This is a genomic window from Haloferax sp. AB510, assembly GCF_024136985.1.
In the GTDB taxonomy this organism is placed as follows: Archaea; Halobacteriota; Halobacteria; order Halobacteriales; family Haloferacaceae; genus Haloferax.
Genome location: NZ_JAMYJY010000098.1, coordinates 1 through 14144 on the forward strand (window position 1 = coordinate 1; position 14144 = coordinate 14144).

At 67.9% G+C, this 14144-nt stretch carries 14 protein-coding genes, 1 tRNA gene and 1 pseudogene; 10 read left to right on the top strand and 6 right to left on the bottom strand.

Annotated elements, in window-relative coordinates:
• The 6 genes and pseudogenes from NKF06_RS16125 to NKF06_RS16150 all read left to right on the top strand — a co-directional run.
• Positions 1-312: pseudogene (locus NKF06_RS16125) on the top strand (NADH dehydrogenase FAD-containing subunit); the annotation flags it as partial.
• A gap of 164 nt (positions 313-476) precedes the next feature.
• Positions 477-2186, top strand: a complete 1710-nt coding sequence (locus tag NKF06_RS16130) for a histidine kinase N-terminal 7TM domain-containing protein (RefSeq protein ID WP_253245989.1) — start codon at positions 477-479, stop codon at positions 2184-2186.
• Positions 2187-2285: 99 nt separating this feature from the next.
• Complete coding sequence (locus NKF06_RS16135) at positions 2286-3440, top strand: acyl-CoA dehydrogenase family protein (RefSeq protein WP_058826989.1); 1155 nt, start codon at positions 2286-2288, stop codon at positions 3438-3440.
• A gap of 98 nt (positions 3441-3538) precedes the next feature.
• Positions 3539-4237: an HAD family hydrolase gene (locus tag NKF06_RS16140; protein WP_253245990.1), complete on the top strand. Its 699-nt coding sequence runs from the start codon at positions 3539-3541 to the stop codon at positions 4235-4237.
• Positions 4238-4283: 46 nt separating this feature from the next.
• Positions 4284-5294 carry a phosphotransferase gene (locus tag NKF06_RS16145; protein WP_253245991.1) on the top strand — a complete coding sequence of 337 codons (1011 nt, stop codon included), beginning with the start codon at positions 4284-4286 and terminating at the stop codon, positions 5292-5294.
• A gap of 96 nt (positions 5295-5390) precedes the next feature.
• Complete coding sequence (locus tag NKF06_RS16150; RefSeq protein WP_058826986.1) at positions 5391-5699, top strand: non-histone chromosomal MC1 family protein; 309 nt, start codon at positions 5391-5393, stop codon at positions 5697-5699.
• Between the two features lie 63 nt (positions 5700-5762).
• Here NKF06_RS16150 and NKF06_RS16155 read toward each other — a convergent pair whose 3' ends face one another.
• Positions 5763-7100 (bottom strand): permease, encoded by a 1338-nt coding sequence (locus tag NKF06_RS16155; RefSeq protein ID WP_253245992.1) that lies wholly within the window; start codon positions 7098-7100, stop codon positions 5763-5765.
• Between the two features lie 68 nt (positions 7101-7168).
• Here NKF06_RS16155 and NKF06_RS21040 point away from each other — a divergent pair, with 68 nt between their 5' ends.
• Entirely contained in the window at positions 7169-7297 is a 129-nt protein-coding gene (locus NKF06_RS21040; protein ID WP_256364936.1) for a hypothetical protein, read from the top strand.
• A 94-nt stretch (positions 7298-7391) separates the two neighbouring features.
• Here NKF06_RS21040 and NKF06_RS16160 read toward each other — a convergent pair.
• Positions 7392-7466: transfer RNA gene (locus NKF06_RS16160), tRNA-Arg, on the bottom strand.
• Positions 7467-7560: 94 nt separating this feature from the next.
• Between NKF06_RS16160 and NKF06_RS16165 the strand changes: the two genes are divergently transcribed.
• From NKF06_RS16165 to NKF06_RS16175, 3 genes are all read left to right on the top strand, one after another.
• Entirely contained in the window at positions 7561-8415 is an 855-nt protein-coding gene (locus tag NKF06_RS16165; protein WP_058826984.1) for a geranylgeranylglycerol-phosphate geranylgeranyltransferase, read from the top strand.
• A gap of 187 nt (positions 8416-8602) precedes the next feature.
• A complete protein-coding gene (locus NKF06_RS16170) occupies positions 8603-9214 on the top strand; it encodes a hypothetical protein (RefSeq protein ID WP_058826983.1) in 612 nt (203 codons plus the stop codon).
• A gap of 87 nt (positions 9215-9301) precedes the next feature.
• Positions 9302-9721, top strand: a complete 420-nt coding sequence (locus NKF06_RS16175; RefSeq protein ID WP_253245993.1) for a CoA-binding protein — start codon at positions 9302-9304, stop codon at positions 9719-9721.
• Positions 9722-9772: 51 nt separating this feature from the next.
• Here the strand turns inward: NKF06_RS16175 and NKF06_RS16180 are convergent, their stop codons facing one another.
• The 4 genes from NKF06_RS16180 to NKF06_RS16195 form a co-directional block, all read right to left on the bottom strand.
• Positions 9773-10753 (bottom strand): PLP-dependent cysteine synthase family protein, encoded by a 981-nt coding sequence (locus tag NKF06_RS16180; protein WP_253245994.1) that lies wholly within the window; start codon positions 10751-10753, stop codon positions 9773-9775.
• 182 nt (positions 10754-10935) lie between these two features.
• Positions 10936-11265 carry a DUF5798 family protein gene (locus tag NKF06_RS16185; RefSeq protein WP_058826980.1) on the bottom strand — a complete coding sequence of 110 codons (330 nt, stop codon included), beginning with the start codon at positions 11263-11265 and terminating at the stop codon, positions 10936-10938.
• Positions 11266-11358: 93 nt separating this feature from the next.
• Positions 11359-12417 (bottom strand): ABC transporter permease, encoded by a 1059-nt coding sequence (locus tag NKF06_RS16190; RefSeq protein WP_253245995.1) that lies wholly within the window; start codon positions 12415-12417, stop codon positions 11359-11361.
• The coding region (locus NKF06_RS16195; RefSeq protein WP_253245996.1) for a PrsW family intramembrane metalloprotease at positions 12410-14144 on the bottom strand (1735 nt) is incomplete at its 5' end. The genes NKF06_RS16190 and NKF06_RS16195, both read right to left, overlap by 8 nt.

Below are 14144 nucleotides of genomic sequence, written 5' to 3' on the forward strand. Positions count from 1 at the left end.
AGGTCCCCCGCGAGCGCCTCCGCGGCCCTCCGGGAGGCGGAAAAACCGTCGCCAGGCAACGTCGCGGCGCAGGTCGAGTTCGAACTCGACGGCGACGGGAACGACTTCGCGCCGCGGCCCGACCCCTACCGGTTCGAAGTGCCCGGCTGGATCGTCTCGGTCGGCGACGGCGCGGTCGCGCAGGTCGGCCCGAGCATCTTCCGCGGGAAGGCCGCGAAGGCGATGAAGGCAACCGTCGGAGCCGGCCACCTCACCTCGGTCGGCGCGATTTCGCGGGCGGTCGACCTCGTCGACGAGGAACTGCACGCCTGACGCCGCCCCCGACAGAAGCGCTCCCGTAGTCGAGGGGTTCCCCTGAGAAGTTCTTTATCCGATGGCGGAGTATCGCCGTCCATAGTCAACGATGCCGGGCACCATCTCCGAGACGACGCCTCCGAGGGCACCGCTCGAACCGTGACTGACGAGCGAGGTGTTCGATGAACTGGCAGCACACCGCCTACGCCTACCCGATGGTCTTCGCGGCGGTGGTCGCCGGCGTCCTCTCGGCCTACGCGGTCCAGTTCGTCCGCCACCGCGGGCGGAACCCGACCGTCGTCTCGTTCGCCGTGCTGACAGCCGCCGTCAGCCTCTGGACCGCGACGACGGCGGTCAAGCTATTCCTCGTCGACCCCGGGGCGAAACTGCTCGCGTACAAGTTCCTCCACGTCGGTGCGATGGCCGCCGCGCCGACGTTCTTCGTCTTCGCCCTCGCGTACACCGACCGCCGGGAACTGCTCGACAGGCACGTGGTGGCGTCGCTGTACGTCGTCCCCGCGGTGTTCCTCGTCGTCCTCTTCACCAACCCGCTGGAGTTGGGCTACACCGGCTGGGAGCTGTCGACCGTCGACGGCGTGACTATACTCTCCGTCGCCGACGGCCCGGTGAGCGTGTTCGGCCTCGTCTACGGCTTCGTCCTGCTGTTTCTCGGACTCGGCATCATCGGACAGTACGCCCTCGAACTCGACCGCCCCTACCGGACGCAGGCGACGCTCCTCATCGTCGGGATGCTCGTGCCGTCGGTCGTCGCCGCGCTCGAACTCACCGGCACGCCGCCACTCGCCGGAGGGATCAATCTCATCCCCGCCTCGCTCGCGGTCCCCTCGGTGACGTTCGGCATCGCCGTCTACCGCTACAAGCTCCTCGACATCCTCCCGCTCGCCTACGCGACCGCCGGCGCGCACTCGGCCGACGGTCTCATCGTCCTCGACGCCAACGAGGTCGTCGTCCACGTCAACGACCACGTCCGCCCGCTGTTGGGCACCGGCGACCCGCTCCTCGGCCGCTCGGCGAGCGAGGCCCTCCCGAACTACGACGACCTCGGCGACGGGCGCTCGTCGTGCGACGTACTGGTCGAGGGCGAACGCTACGTCGAGTTGACGCGCATCCCGCTCGACCAAGCCGGCGACCCACTCGGCTGGGTGATTTCAGTCCGGGACGTGACGCCCCGAAAACACTACGAACTCGCCTTGGAGTCGAGGAACGACGAACTGGAGGTGCTCAACCGCATCGTCCGCCACGACATCCGAAACGACATGCAGCTCGTGACGGCGTACATCGACATCGTCCTCGAACACGAGCCGCTGTCCGACGAGGCGCGGTCGCAGTTGGAGACCGCGCTCCGGCGGGCGCTCAACACCGTCGACCTCACCGACGTACTCGGACAGTTGATGCGCGCGACGAACGACGACGAGCGCCGCCGTCACCTCGACGTCGGGGCCACCCTCCGAGAGGCCGTCGAAGACGTGCGCGAGGGCTATTCGAACGCGATGTTCGAGGTCGGCGACCTCCCGTCTGCGACGGTGTCCGCTAACGACCTGCTCGACTCCGTGTTCGTGAACGTCCTGAAGAACGCAGTCGTCCACAGCGACCGCGACGAGCCGTCGGTCGCCGTCTCGGCGGCGGTGGACGACGGGTGCGTCACCGTCCGCATCGCCGACGACGGCCCAGGCATCTCCGACGAGCGGAAGTCGGTCGTCTTCGGGAAGGGCGCGAAGGGGCTCGAAAGCCCCGGCACCGGAACGGGACTGTACCTCGTCGAGACCATCGTCACGAACTTCGGCGGCACCGTGCATATCGAGGACAACGAACCGCGGGGGAGCGTCTTCGTCATCGAGCTCCCGCTCGTGACCGTCGAAGCCGCGGACTGAGCGACCCGGTCGCGGCTGGCGCACCGTCCGTCGGATCAACTCACCGCACGTTTCCCGCTGTGTGACAACTGTTATCGGATATGTATGTGATTAACAATCATGGAATATTCGCTCTCGGACGAACAGCGGGCCATCCGCGAGGAGGTTCGGCGGTTCGCCGAAAACGAGGTCGCACCGGTCGCGGGCGAGTACGACGAGGCCGAGAAGTACCCCGCTGAGGCCGTCCGCAAGGCATCGGAGATGGGGTTGACTGGGGCGCACTTCCCCGTCGAGTACGGCGGCGTCGGCTACTCCTCGCTGGAGAACGCACTCGTCACCGAGGAACTGTTCGCAGTCGACCCCGGAATCGGGCTCTGCATCACGAGCGCCGGGTTCGGCGCGGAGGCCATCATCAGCTTCGGCACCGACGACCAGAAAGAGCGCTTCCTGCCGCCCATTACCGAGGGTAAATCCGTCATGGGTGCGGCCATCAGCGAGCCGCAGGCGGGGTCCGACGTGACCTCCGTGCGTACCCGCGCCGAGAAGGACGGCGACGAGTGGATCATAAACGGCACCAAGATGTGGATAACGAACGGGAGCGTCGGCGACTACTTCGTCGTCATGTGCCAGACCGACCCCGACGCGGACGACCGCTACGCGGGCTTCTCGCAGCTTATCGTCGAGGCCGACCGCGACGGGTTCTCCGCGGACAAGATAACGGGGAAGATGGGCATCCGCGCCAGCGATACGGCCGAACTCGTCTTCGACGACGTGCGCGTGCCCGAGGAGAACCTCGTCGGCACCGAGGGGATGGGCTTCCTCCAGCTCATGCAGTTTTTCGACGAGACCCGGACCGCGGTGGCCGCGCAGGCGGTCGGCATCGCCAAGGGTGCCTGCGAGCGGGCGCTCGACTACGCCAAAGAGCGCGAACAGTTCGGCCGCCCCATCGGCGACTTTCAGGCGATTCAACACAAGCTCGCGGAGATGCACACCGCGACCGAGGCCGCCCGGCAGTTGACCTACAAGTCGGCGTGGAGCGTCGACAACGACGAGGACCAACTGACTGCGCTCGCGTCGATGGCCAAGGAGTTCGCCTCGAACGTCGCCACCGACGTGGCCGACGAGGCCGTCCAGATTCACGGCGGGGCCGGCTTCGTCAACGACCACGACGTCGAACGGCTCTACCGCGACGCGAAAATCACGCAGATTTACGAGGGTACTACGGAGATTCAGAAGAATATCATCGCCCGCGAACTGCTCGGTAAGGGCTTCTGAGGCGGGTCTGAGACTGCCCGTGGCTCGCGGCGTCTGGCCGCGCCGCGGACGACATCACTCGTGGACGAGGTTTTACCGCCGCCGCTCCAAGAGAGAGTGTGGCACCGTTCGACGCGATTCTCTTCGACCTCGACAACACGCTCTGTACCAACGACCAGAGCGGTGAGACCATCTACGCCGGCGCGTTCGACGCCGCCGGCCTCGACCGCTTCGGCGAGCCGTCGGACCTCTGGACCGCGCTCGACGGCCCGCCGGACCACGACGACCACGAGGGCTACCTCGCCGACGGCTTCGAGCGCGTCGCGGCGAAGCACGGCCGCGAGGGGGTCGACGTTCGGGCGCTGGCCCGCGGGTTCGTCGAGACGGTCGACTACTCCGCCGTCTCGTTCCGTCCCGGTGCCGAGGCCGCGCTCGCCGCCGCCCGCGACCACGCGTCGGTCGGCCTCGTCACCAACGGTCCCGAGCGACGGCAGTCCATCAAACTCGACGCGCTCGGCATCGCCGACGCGTTCGACGCGGTCGTCTTCGCGGGTGACATGCCGCGACGAAAACCCCATCCCGACCCGTTCGACCGGGCGCTCGCCGACCTCGACGCCGAGGCGAACGCGAGCCTCCACGTCGGTGACTCGCTGGAGTTCGACGTTGACGGTGCCCATCGCGCCGGCCTCGACGCCGCGTGGTGCCCGGTCGAAACGGAGGCGGACGGTGCGAACGCCCCGGACGCCGGGGCGCACGCCCCAGCGTACGTCCTCCGGTCGCTCACCGAGTTCTCGACGATTCTCGGCGACGGACCGTGACGAACCTCCTCGGTCGACCACGCGGGGGCCGTCCGCTGCACCTTTGTTGGCGTCGCCCCTAGAGTGGCTCCATGGACCCCGTCACAACCGTACTCGCCCGCGAGTTTCCCGAGCGACGCGTCGCGGCGACGGCCCGCGTGCCGAACGGGAACCACAAGCGGACCGCGGTGGCGACGTTCGCCGACGGCGGGGAAGTCGTCGTCCAGACGGCGACCGACGCCGCGGCGCTGGCCTCGAAGCCGACCTCTCGCGGGCGGTCCGCGAGCGCACGACGATTCCGGTCCCCCGCATTCTCGCGTCGGGCGCGCTCGACGGGTTCGGATACGTCGTCGTCGAGCGCGCCGCCGGCGACGAACTCCACGAGCGGTTCGTCTCGCTCGATTCGGCGGCCCGGCGACGGGTCGCCCGGTCCTTCGGCGTCGGTCTCGGCCAGCTTCACGAAGCGTTCTCTTTCGGAGGGTACGGTCGGCTCGGACGGTCGGCCCGCGGGAGACCGCGGGCCGACGGTGGCGGTTGTGGTGTCGTCGACTCGCTGACCGACCGCGGGTTCGACGCCGCGAGCGCCGACGGCAGCGACTGGGAGACGTGGTTCTCCGCCTACGCCCGCGAGGGAATCGCCGCGCTTCCGACCGAGTTCGACGGGCTTCGAGAGCGGTTGGCGGACGCCGTCGCGGCCGCCTCGCTCCCCGCGAACCCGCCGGCGAGCCTCTACCCGTGGGATTTCAGACCCGGGAACGCGCTCGTCGCCGATGACCGCGTGACCGCCGTGCTCGACTGGGGACAGCCGATGGCCGCCGCGCCGGGGCTCGCCGTCGCCAAGGTCGAACACCTCGTCGCCGACTGGTACGTCGAAGACGGCGCGCCGCTCCGCCGGGCGTTCCGGGCGGGCTACGAGTCGGTCCGGCCGCCCCCGGTGGTTCCGCGCGCCTATCGGGTCACCGCCGTCGTCCACTCGGCGGTCGATTCGGCGGGGGAAGTCACCCGTCCCGGCTATCCCGAGCGGACCGGGGCGGCCGCGCTCGACTTCCATCTGAACCGACTCGACGCGCTGTTGTAACCCCGCTCGGAGCCGGTGCCGTCGACTCCATTCGAAGGCGCGCCGCGCCCCGCGCCGACACGAACTACTAATTCGGAGTGCGTGGTAGGGACAAGCATGGTACGAGAAGACGGCAAGCGAAACTTCGTCCTCGTCGAAGACGGCGAGGAGACGAGCGTGTTCAGCGGAACGTATCCCCGGCAGGCGGCGCTGAAGGCCGCTCGACGGCTCCACCCCGCCCCGAGCCCCGATGACATCGACGGGAAAGCGACGCTCAGGCTCCGCGAGCGGGGAACCGACCGCGTCCACGTCTACGAGGGGTGGGCGTGGACCGAGGAGAAAGACGACGACGCCCCCGAGTGGATGGACGACTACGTCACTCGGGCGAACGTCTCGAAGCAGGGTATCGAACACCTCGAGGCGTAAGTCGAGGGTTCGGCGGTTCGGGGACGACTTCGTTTTTTGCGGGTCACGGGTCGAGTTACCGGCTTAGTCGCCGGCCTGGGTTACCTCGTCGTGGCCGCCGTGGCCGTCGTCGCCGACCGACTCCGAGCGGTGGAGCCAGTAGAGGACGCCGAACAGGCCGGTGGCGAACACGTTCAACGCGAGCTTGTAATCCGCCTCGATGCGTACCTCGGCGATTTGGACGCTCTCGGGCGCCGGGATGAGCCCCGCGCCGAGGAAGACGAAGTGGATGACGACGCCCGTCAGGACCGCCGCGACGAATATCATCCCCGAGAGGACGGCCGCGAACGTCGTCCCGTAGTACTCGCGGTAGGCGTCCATGATGGGCGGGACGATGAGGTCCGCGTAGATGTAGCTCAGGACGCTCCCGAACGGCAGACCGTTCGAGAACAGGACCGCCCCGAACGGGACGTTCCCGACCGAGCAGACGAAGGTGGCGACGCCGATGACGGCCCCGAGGACCGCGGTCCAAAAGACGTACACCGGCAGCCCGAACGTCGGCCCCGAGAACACCGAGGTCCACACCGACTCGGGGATGAACCCGGCGATGAGGCCGGCGAAGACGAACCCGATAGCGATTTCGTCCCAGAGCATGCCCCACTCCTTCCACTGCTTGTCGGCGAGCGCCTTCCACCCCGACAGCGACGTCGCCCGCTCGCGGACCGTCGTGTTGGCCTCCTCGGGGTCGAAGCTCTCCTTGCACGACTCCGAGCAGAAGTAGAACGTCCGCCCGTCGTGTTCGACGGAGTACTCGGTCTCGTCGGGATTCACCTCCATCCCGCAGACTGGGTCGCGGACGGTCTCCGAGCCCTCGTCTTGGACGTTCTGTCGGGCCTGTTCGACCACCTCGTCGGGCACGAGGTAGACGAAGCCGAACGCCATCAGCCCGATGAGAATGAACCCGCCGAGGATGTCGGCCACGAGGAACTGCCAGCCGAGCAGAATCCAGATGACCGCGCCGATTTCGATGACGAGATTGGTCGAGGCGAACATGAACGCCCCGAGGGTCGCCGCCGCCGATCCGCCCTTCTTGAACAGGTTCTTCGCCGTGGCGATGGCGCTGTAGGAACACGACGAGGAGACGAAGCCGAACAGCGAGCCGTAGCCGATTTCTCGTGGGCCGTGGCCCTCCAGTAGCTCCGAGACCTCCTCGCTCGAGGTCCACGCCTCCACGCCGCCGGCGATTGCGAAGCCGACGACGAGTGCCCACCACGTCACCCACGCCATGGCCGCGGTGGTCGAAAGCGCCTCTCGGGCGCTCTCGACGAGGAACGTCCCCAGCGGCTCCGTGGTCGTGAACACGCCGATGCCGACCGTCGCGAGTGCGATGACCGTGAGTATCGCGTATTCGGTCCGGTCCATGGGGGTAAATATGAGGGGAGCCGTACCTAACTCGGTTGTGCCTAGGAGAATCGGGCTTTCGACGCGGCGTGAGTTTTGATTCCGAAGACGAGTCGGCGGCCCAGTTAAGCGAGAAAGCCGAGGGTCGGTACGGCGGCTCCGACGAGCACCCGAAAGGCGAGCGGTGCGCCCGGCGGCGGGCGGTCTCTCGGACCTAGAGGATTGTGAACAGCGGTCGCTCACTTCCGTCGCTCACCGATTCCAATATTTCGCGGAGATGATTCTCCACTCATGTTGTTCGCGGAAGAATCATGGGCGCTGCAGGATTTGAACCCACGGCAACTTGGTCCGAAGCCAAGCACTCTGTCCAGACTGAGCTAAGCGCCCTACATGACTTCGTCTGTTGTGGACTGTTTTAAATGGATTGATTCGAGGCGGCGACTCCGCGCGATTTATACCCGACCTCCGAACAGTACGGGGTATGTCTCTCGGTACGCGAGCGCGCGGGTTCGTCGAACTCACCCGACCGGGAAACGCCGTCGCTGCCGGCGTCCTCACGTTCACCGGGGCGTTCGTCGCCGGGGCGGCCCCGAGCGACGCGCTCGTCGTCGTTGCGGCGATGCTCGCCACCGTGTTCGCCACGGGTGCGGGCAACGCCATCAACGACTATTTCGACCGCGATATCGACCGCATCAACCGCCCCGACCGGCCGATTCCGCGCGGCGCGGTGACCGCGGCCGAGGCGAAGTGGTTCAGCGTCGCGCTGTTCGGCGGGGCGGTCGTCTCGGCGTTCGTCCTCCCGGTCGTCGCCATCGCCATCGCCGTCGTCAACCTCGTTGCGCTCCTCGCGTACACGGAGTTCTTCAAGGGGCTCCCGGGTATCGGCAACGTCGTCGTCGCCGCGCTCACCGGCTCGACGTTCCTCTTCGGCGGCGCGGCCATCGGCGAGCCGTTGGGCGCGGTCGTCCTCTGTGTGCTCGCCGCGCTGGCGACGCTGACCCGCGAAATCGTCAAAGACGTGGAGGACATCGGTGGCGACAGGGAAGAGGGACTGCGGACGCTTCCCATCGTCGTCGGCGAGGAGGCGTCGCTGTGGCTCGGCGCGGTCGTCTTGGTCGTGGCCGTCGCGGCGAGCGCAGTGCCGTTCATCTGGGGCGGGTTCGGGCTGGCGTACCTCGGCGTCGTCGTCCCCGCCGACGCGGTCATGCTTGCTGCCGCGACGCGGGCGTTCGCCGACCCGGCCGCCGCCCAGCGCCGACTCAAATACGGGATGTTTTTAGCGGCGTTCGCCTTCATCGTCGGACGGGCGACGGCGCAGACTGGAGGAACCATATAAATGTATGCGGACGAACAATCGGTCGGATTCCGGGGAACGCGCCGACGAACGGAGGGCGTTCTATCCGCCAATCAAAAAGAATATTACCGGCTCACCGAATGGTCGTACTATCCGATGACCCTCGGCGAGCGGAAGCGTCACGCGATTGCGTTCCTCGGAGTCGATACCGTCGAACCGAGGTACCCGCATGTATAAGCTAGGCGCTGACCTCGACGTCGAGGTCGAACCGGGGACGAACCTCCTTCTCGTCGGACCGCCACTGACCGGCAAGCGCTCACTGGCGCTCGACATCCTTGCCGAGGGCACTCGAAACGGCGAGGGCGCGGTTATCGTCACGACCAAAGACGGCGCGGACCGCATTCTCAACGACTTCGGTAAGCGACTCGACTACGAGGGCAAACCCGTCGCGATCGTCGACTGTGTCACGAAACAGCAGGGTGTCGGCGAGGTCCGCGACGACGACCGAATCCGATACACGTCGTCGCCGGTCGACATGACCGGAATCGGAATCAAGCTCTCGGAGATTCTCAAGGAGTACTACCAGGACCGCGGGCTCCCGGAGAACCGTATCATGCTCCACTCGCTGTCGACGCTCCTGATGTACGCTGACCTCCAGACTGTCTTCCGATTTCTCCACGTGTTCACCGGCCGCATCCAGAGCGTGGGCGGCCTCGGCCTGTTCACCATCGACGCCGACGCCCACGACGACCGGACGATGAACACCATCAAACAGCTCTTCGACGGCATCATCACGACCCACGAGGACGCGCCGCCGGACATCCGCATCGCGGACCACTGAGACGGGAGTCCGGGTGCCCCGACTGGGACGACGGCCGCGCCGCACACCCGCCTGACGTTTTTATCCGCAGCCGGCCACATCGTAGGTATGCCCATCACCAGCGACGACGACATCCGCGTGCTGCTCGACGCCGAGACCATCGCGGTCGTCGGCTGTTCGGCCACGCCCGGCAAGCCCGCCCACGACATCCCGGCGTACATGCAGCGCCACGGCTACCGCGTCGTTCCGGTCAACCCCTTCCACGACGAAATCCTCGGCGAGACGGCGTACGACTCGCTCGCCGACGTGGACGAGGACATCGACCTCGTGGACGTGTTCCGGCCGTCCGAGGAGGCTGGCGACATCGTCGACGCCGCAATCGAGCGCGCCGCCGACCGCGGCGACGTGGCGGCCGTCTGGCTCCAACTCGGCATCCGCGACGACGACGCGGCCGCCCGCGCCGAGGAGGCGGGACTCTCGTTCGTTCAGGACAAGTGCTTCAAAGTCGAGCACTCGCGGCTCGCCTGAGCGGGCGGCGGAGCGACGAGTCGGCCGGAGCCGGCCGCTGAACCGCCGTTTTTACCCTTCCCACGACTCGAAGTCGCCGTAGACGCCCTTCGAGAGGTATCGCTCCGAGGAGTCGGGGAAGACGGTGACGACGGTGTCGTACGGGAGGTCGAGGTCGCCGGCGGCGGCGCGCTCGGCCACGTCGACGGCGGCCAGCGAGTTGGCGGCGGCGCTCGACGCGACGAGGTGGCCCTCCTCGGCGGCGAGGCGTTGCATCTCGTCGTGGGTGTCGCGGTCGGCGATTTGGACGATTTCGTCCACCAGTTCGGGGTCGAACAGCTCGTTCGTCGCGGGGTCGTGCGTCCCGATGCCCTCGGTCTTGTACGACGCCTCCGCCACGTCGCGGCCGTGGAGCCGGGCGTAGAGCGAGCCTTCGGGTTCGACGGCGGTGACGAACGTGTCCTCGTGGTGCTCGCGGCCGTAGCGCGCCATTCCCATGAGCGTGCCCGCGGTGCCGCAGCCGGCGACGAGCGCGCCCACTTCGCCGTCGAGCGCGTCGTAAACCTCGGGCGCGGTCGTCTCGTAGTGCGCCTCGGGGTTGAGCGGGTTGGAGAACTGCTGGGGGACGACGGCGTCGTCGAGTTCGTCGGCGAGCTTGTGGGCGCGGTCGATAGCGCCGCCCATCCCGTCCTCCGTGGGCGTGTTCACCACGTCGGCTCCGAGCGCGCGCATGAGCGTCTGTTTTTCGACGCTGAACCGCTCGGGGACGACGAACACCGCGCGGATGCCGAGCTGTCCGGCCGCGACGGCGAAGCCGATGCCGGTGTTGCCGGCGGTCGGCTCGACGATAGTGCCGCCCTCGGGGAGCTCACCCGATTCGAGCATTTGTTCGAGCATGTACGTCCCGATGCGGTCCTTGACGCTCGCGCCCGGGTTGAACGATTCGAGCTTCGCGTAGACGGGCACCTCGTCGGGCGACGCGTGGACTCTGACGAGCGGCGTCTCGCCGACGGTGTCGAGCACCGAGTCGAGAGGGTCGCGGTGCGTGGTCATACGTGGGCAAAAGTTGCCCCTGGCCCTGAACGTTTTCATCCCGATTCACCACCTCATCGACAGTCGGCTCGGGGTCGGAGCGGTTGAGGCCGGTCGAAAGCACCGTCTTCGAGACTGGAAGCGGGGCTGTGGCAGGGGACCAATGCCGAAAGCGAACGAGAGGGACGGAGGGGTCGGTCGGCCTACGCTTCGTCGGTGGCGGCGTCGCTCGACGCGTCGGCGTCGCCGTCAGACGCGTCGGCCTCGTCTCCGGCGGTGTCCTCCTCGGCTTCGGAGATGTGCGCCTGCGCGATGGCGGCGTCGAGGTCGACGCCCTGTTCTTCCGCGATTGCTTCGAGAATCGCCCGCTGTTCGGCGTTCTCGGCTTCGAGCCGGTCGACGCGCGACTTCGTCTCGTTGACCGTCTCGCGGACTTCAACGACCTGCTCGCGCAGTTCGTTGAGCTTCTTGTACACGTCTTCGGCCATCTCTGCGACCTTCTGGAGCTTCTTCGCGGTTCCTCCGAGTGCCATGTTTCGCCTCTCGGACTCGGGGCTTGTACGACTTCCGGTGCGATGTCGGAGCGACGGACGCGAACGCCGAGAGCGGAACTGAGGGACCGGACCTCAGCCGAGTTCGTTCGGGTCAACCCGGTCGACGACGAACCGGAGGCCGACGAGCGCGACGACGCCGACGAAGACGAGCCCCGCGACGGCGGCCTTTGCGCCGACGCCCGCGGTCCCGAGCGCCAGCCGAGCAGCCGTGTTCGCGGGGTTCAGGGGCAGCAGCGACGCGCCCGCGAAGACGAGGAGCACGCCGATGGAGTACAGGAGTTGGGCGACCCGACGGTCGGGCGAGGTGATCGCCACCGCCGCGCCGAGGGTGACGACGACGGCCGAGAGCCCGGCGACCATGCCGAACAGCCACGGCACGCTCTCGATAGTCGACCCGTTCAGTTGGAGGAGGAGCATCCACGCCACCGCCTGCACCGGTGCCAGCCCGCCGGCCGCGAGGAGTTTCCCGTCCACGACGGCCGCGAAGCTCACAGGCGCGACCCGCAGGAGTTCGAGCGTCCCGCGGGCGACCTCTTCCGTGAGCGAATCGACCACCAGCGACCCCGAGATGAACACGGGCAGGAACAACAACAGCGGGACGAGCACCGTGTAGGTGAAGCCGAAGTACGGGCTCGACTCCGCCGCCGGCGGGAGGGAAAGCGGGTCCGTGGCGAGGAACGCGCTCCGCTCTTCGCGCTCGTTGCGCTCCAGTTCGCGGAGCGCGTCGCGGAGGCGGGTGACGACCGCCGTCGTCTCCACGCCCGTATCGGGCGCGACCGCCGCGATTCGTATCCTGCCGTCCTCGCCCGTGGACGCCGCTAAGACGGCATCGACCTCCCGCTCTTGGAACGCCGTCATCGCAGCCGACGTGGAGTCGTACGGTCGCCCGCTGAGCCCGTCTTCGGACCCGACGGCGCGAAGCAGGTCCTCGACTGCCTCCTCGTCGCCCGTGACGGCCACGTCGACCTGATAGCTCGCCGCGCCGGGGTCGTACAACGAGACGAGCCCGACGACGAGGAACGACGAGAACGCCGCGACGAACAGCTGGATGGCCAGCGCCAGCACGATGGTCTTTTCCTTGCGGAGACTGCCGAGTTCGCGCCGGGCGATGGCGAGTCGCGGGCTACCCAAGGGCGTTCACCACCTGGAGGTTGTAGACGAGGTGAATCACGATGGCACCCACGAGCGCGACGCCGTAGGCCGAGCGCCCCCGACTCGCCCCGAGGGCGGTCACGCTGGCGGTCACCGCGTGGAGTGCCAGCGGCGCGAGGAACAGTCCGAGGACGACGAGGGCGCTCACGCCGGTGCCGTCGCCGATACCGACCCCGGAGGGCGCGAAGGCGGTCTGTCCCAGTGTGAGCGACTGCAACCCGGCGAGTTGGGCGATGGCGGTGAACTTCTCGCCGACGAAGAAGCCGAGCCCGGAGAGCCCACCGAGGACGAGCGACGACCGGAGCGTCCGGGAAAAGCGCGCCTTCTCGAAGGCCGCGAGAACGTGGAGGCTCTTGGCCAACTCCTCGATGATCGCGACCGCGAGAAGAATCATCGGGACGGTCAGGTCCACCGGGAGGACGAACAGCACCGCGATGGCCAGCAGTTCGGCGATGAAGACGAACGGAATCGACAGCGCCGACAGGGTCGCCACGGAACGCGCCCGCGAGATTCGGCTGTCGAGCGCATCGAGGAACTTCAGCGGGACCGGCCGCTGGGTGAACATGTCTTCCTCGCGGTAGACGCCGACGCCGAGGAGGAACAACACGCCCGCGGCGAGGAGAATCGGCCCGACCGAAAACAGGAACTCGCCGAGCGGAATCGACTCGCCCGCGAGGTCGCGCACGACGAGCGTCAACGGCGAGATGAGCGCGATGGGCGTGACGTTCGTGAAGATGGCCGGGACGAACGTGTACGTCGTCAGGAACACAGACACCGTCACCGTGACGAACGTGAGTTCCTTGAACGAGCGGGCGAACATCGCGCCGACGAACGTCGACGCGAGAAACAGGAGGCCGATGGGGACGACCGCGGCCACCGAGACGACGCCACCGCCGACCGCCGCCGCGATAGCGACGGTGATAGCGACCGTGCCGAGCAGGTACGGCAGCGTCTTGCCGGCGACGATGTCGCCCGGGGAGATGGGCGCGACGAGGAGCAGTTCGCCGCGGCGGTTGATGCGCTCGTTGAGGACGCTCGACCCGTAGGCCTGAATCACGAAGTTCATCGGCACGAGGAAAGCGAATGCGAGGACGAGCGAGGCGAACGGGAACGGCGGGCTAATGCTCGCCGGCGACCCGCTGGTGTCGCCGCCGAAGAGGCCCGCTATCCCACCAAGCGACGGGGCGTCGACGCCGCCGTCGTCGGCCGCCGCGGCGTCGGACGCGTCCGGGCCGTCGGCGGATGTTCCGCCCGCGTCGTCAGCGGTTCCGCCATCGGTTCCGGTGTCGGCTCCGCCGCCGCCGGTTCCGGCTCCCCCGCCGTCGCCGGTTCCGACTCCGCCACCTCCTCCACCTGCGCCGCCGTCGACGCGGCTTCCGGCCGGGACAAGCGCGGCGCGCTCGCGGTACTGGAGGTCAACGACGACCGGGAACGCCGCAGACTGGTTCTCCTCGTGGGCCATCTGTCGTTCGTTGTACGACTGGACCGCCTCGCGGAACGCGGCGTAGGCGGCCCGGCCGGTCTGCGTGTCCGCGACCGAAACGTGCGTCTCGCTGACGACGAGTTCGACGTTCGGGTCCGAGACGGGCCGCGGGTCGAGCGCCGACGACTGGTCGACCGCGTCGTAGTAGGGACTGTCGCTAGCGATGCCGACGCGGTAGAGGTCGCGGTCGAGCGCGACCCCGCCGCCGGCCGCGCCGGCCGCG

What these genes read in the sequence shown, in the direction of transcription:
- NKF06_RS16130 (WP_253245989.1), top strand. Translation starts at nt 477, where the DNA reads ATGAACTGGCAGCACACCGCCTACGCCTACCCGATGGTCTTCGCGGCG.
- NKF06_RS16135 (WP_058826989.1), top strand. Translation starts at nt 2,286, where the DNA reads ATGGAATATTCGCTCTCGGACGAACAGCGGGCCATCCGCGAGGAGGTT.
- NKF06_RS16150 (WP_058826986.1), top strand. Translation starts at nt 5,391, where the DNA reads ATGGTACGAGAAGACGGCAAGCGAAACTTCGTCCTCGTCGAAGACGGC.
- NKF06_RS16155 (WP_253245992.1), bottom strand. Translation starts at nt 7,100, where the DNA reads ATGGACCGGACCGAATACGCGATACTCACGGTCATCGCACTCGCGACG.
- NKF06_RS16165 (WP_058826984.1), top strand. Translation starts at nt 7,561, where the DNA reads ATGTCTCTCGGTACGCGAGCGCGCGGGTTCGTCGAACTCACCCGACCG.
- NKF06_RS16170 (WP_058826983.1), top strand. Translation starts at nt 8,603, where the DNA reads ATGTATAAGCTAGGCGCTGACCTCGACGTCGAGGTCGAACCGGGGACG.
- NKF06_RS16175 (WP_253245993.1), top strand. Translation starts at nt 9,302, where the DNA reads ATGCCCATCACCAGCGACGACGACATCCGCGTGCTGCTCGACGCCGAG.
- NKF06_RS16180 (WP_253245994.1), bottom strand. Translation starts at nt 10,753, where the DNA reads ATGACCACGCACCGCGACCCTCTCGACTCGGTGCTCGACACCGTCGGC.
- NKF06_RS16185 (WP_058826980.1), bottom strand. Translation starts at nt 11,265, where the DNA reads ATGGCACTCGGAGGAACCGCGAAGAAGCTCCAGAAGGTCGCAGAGATG.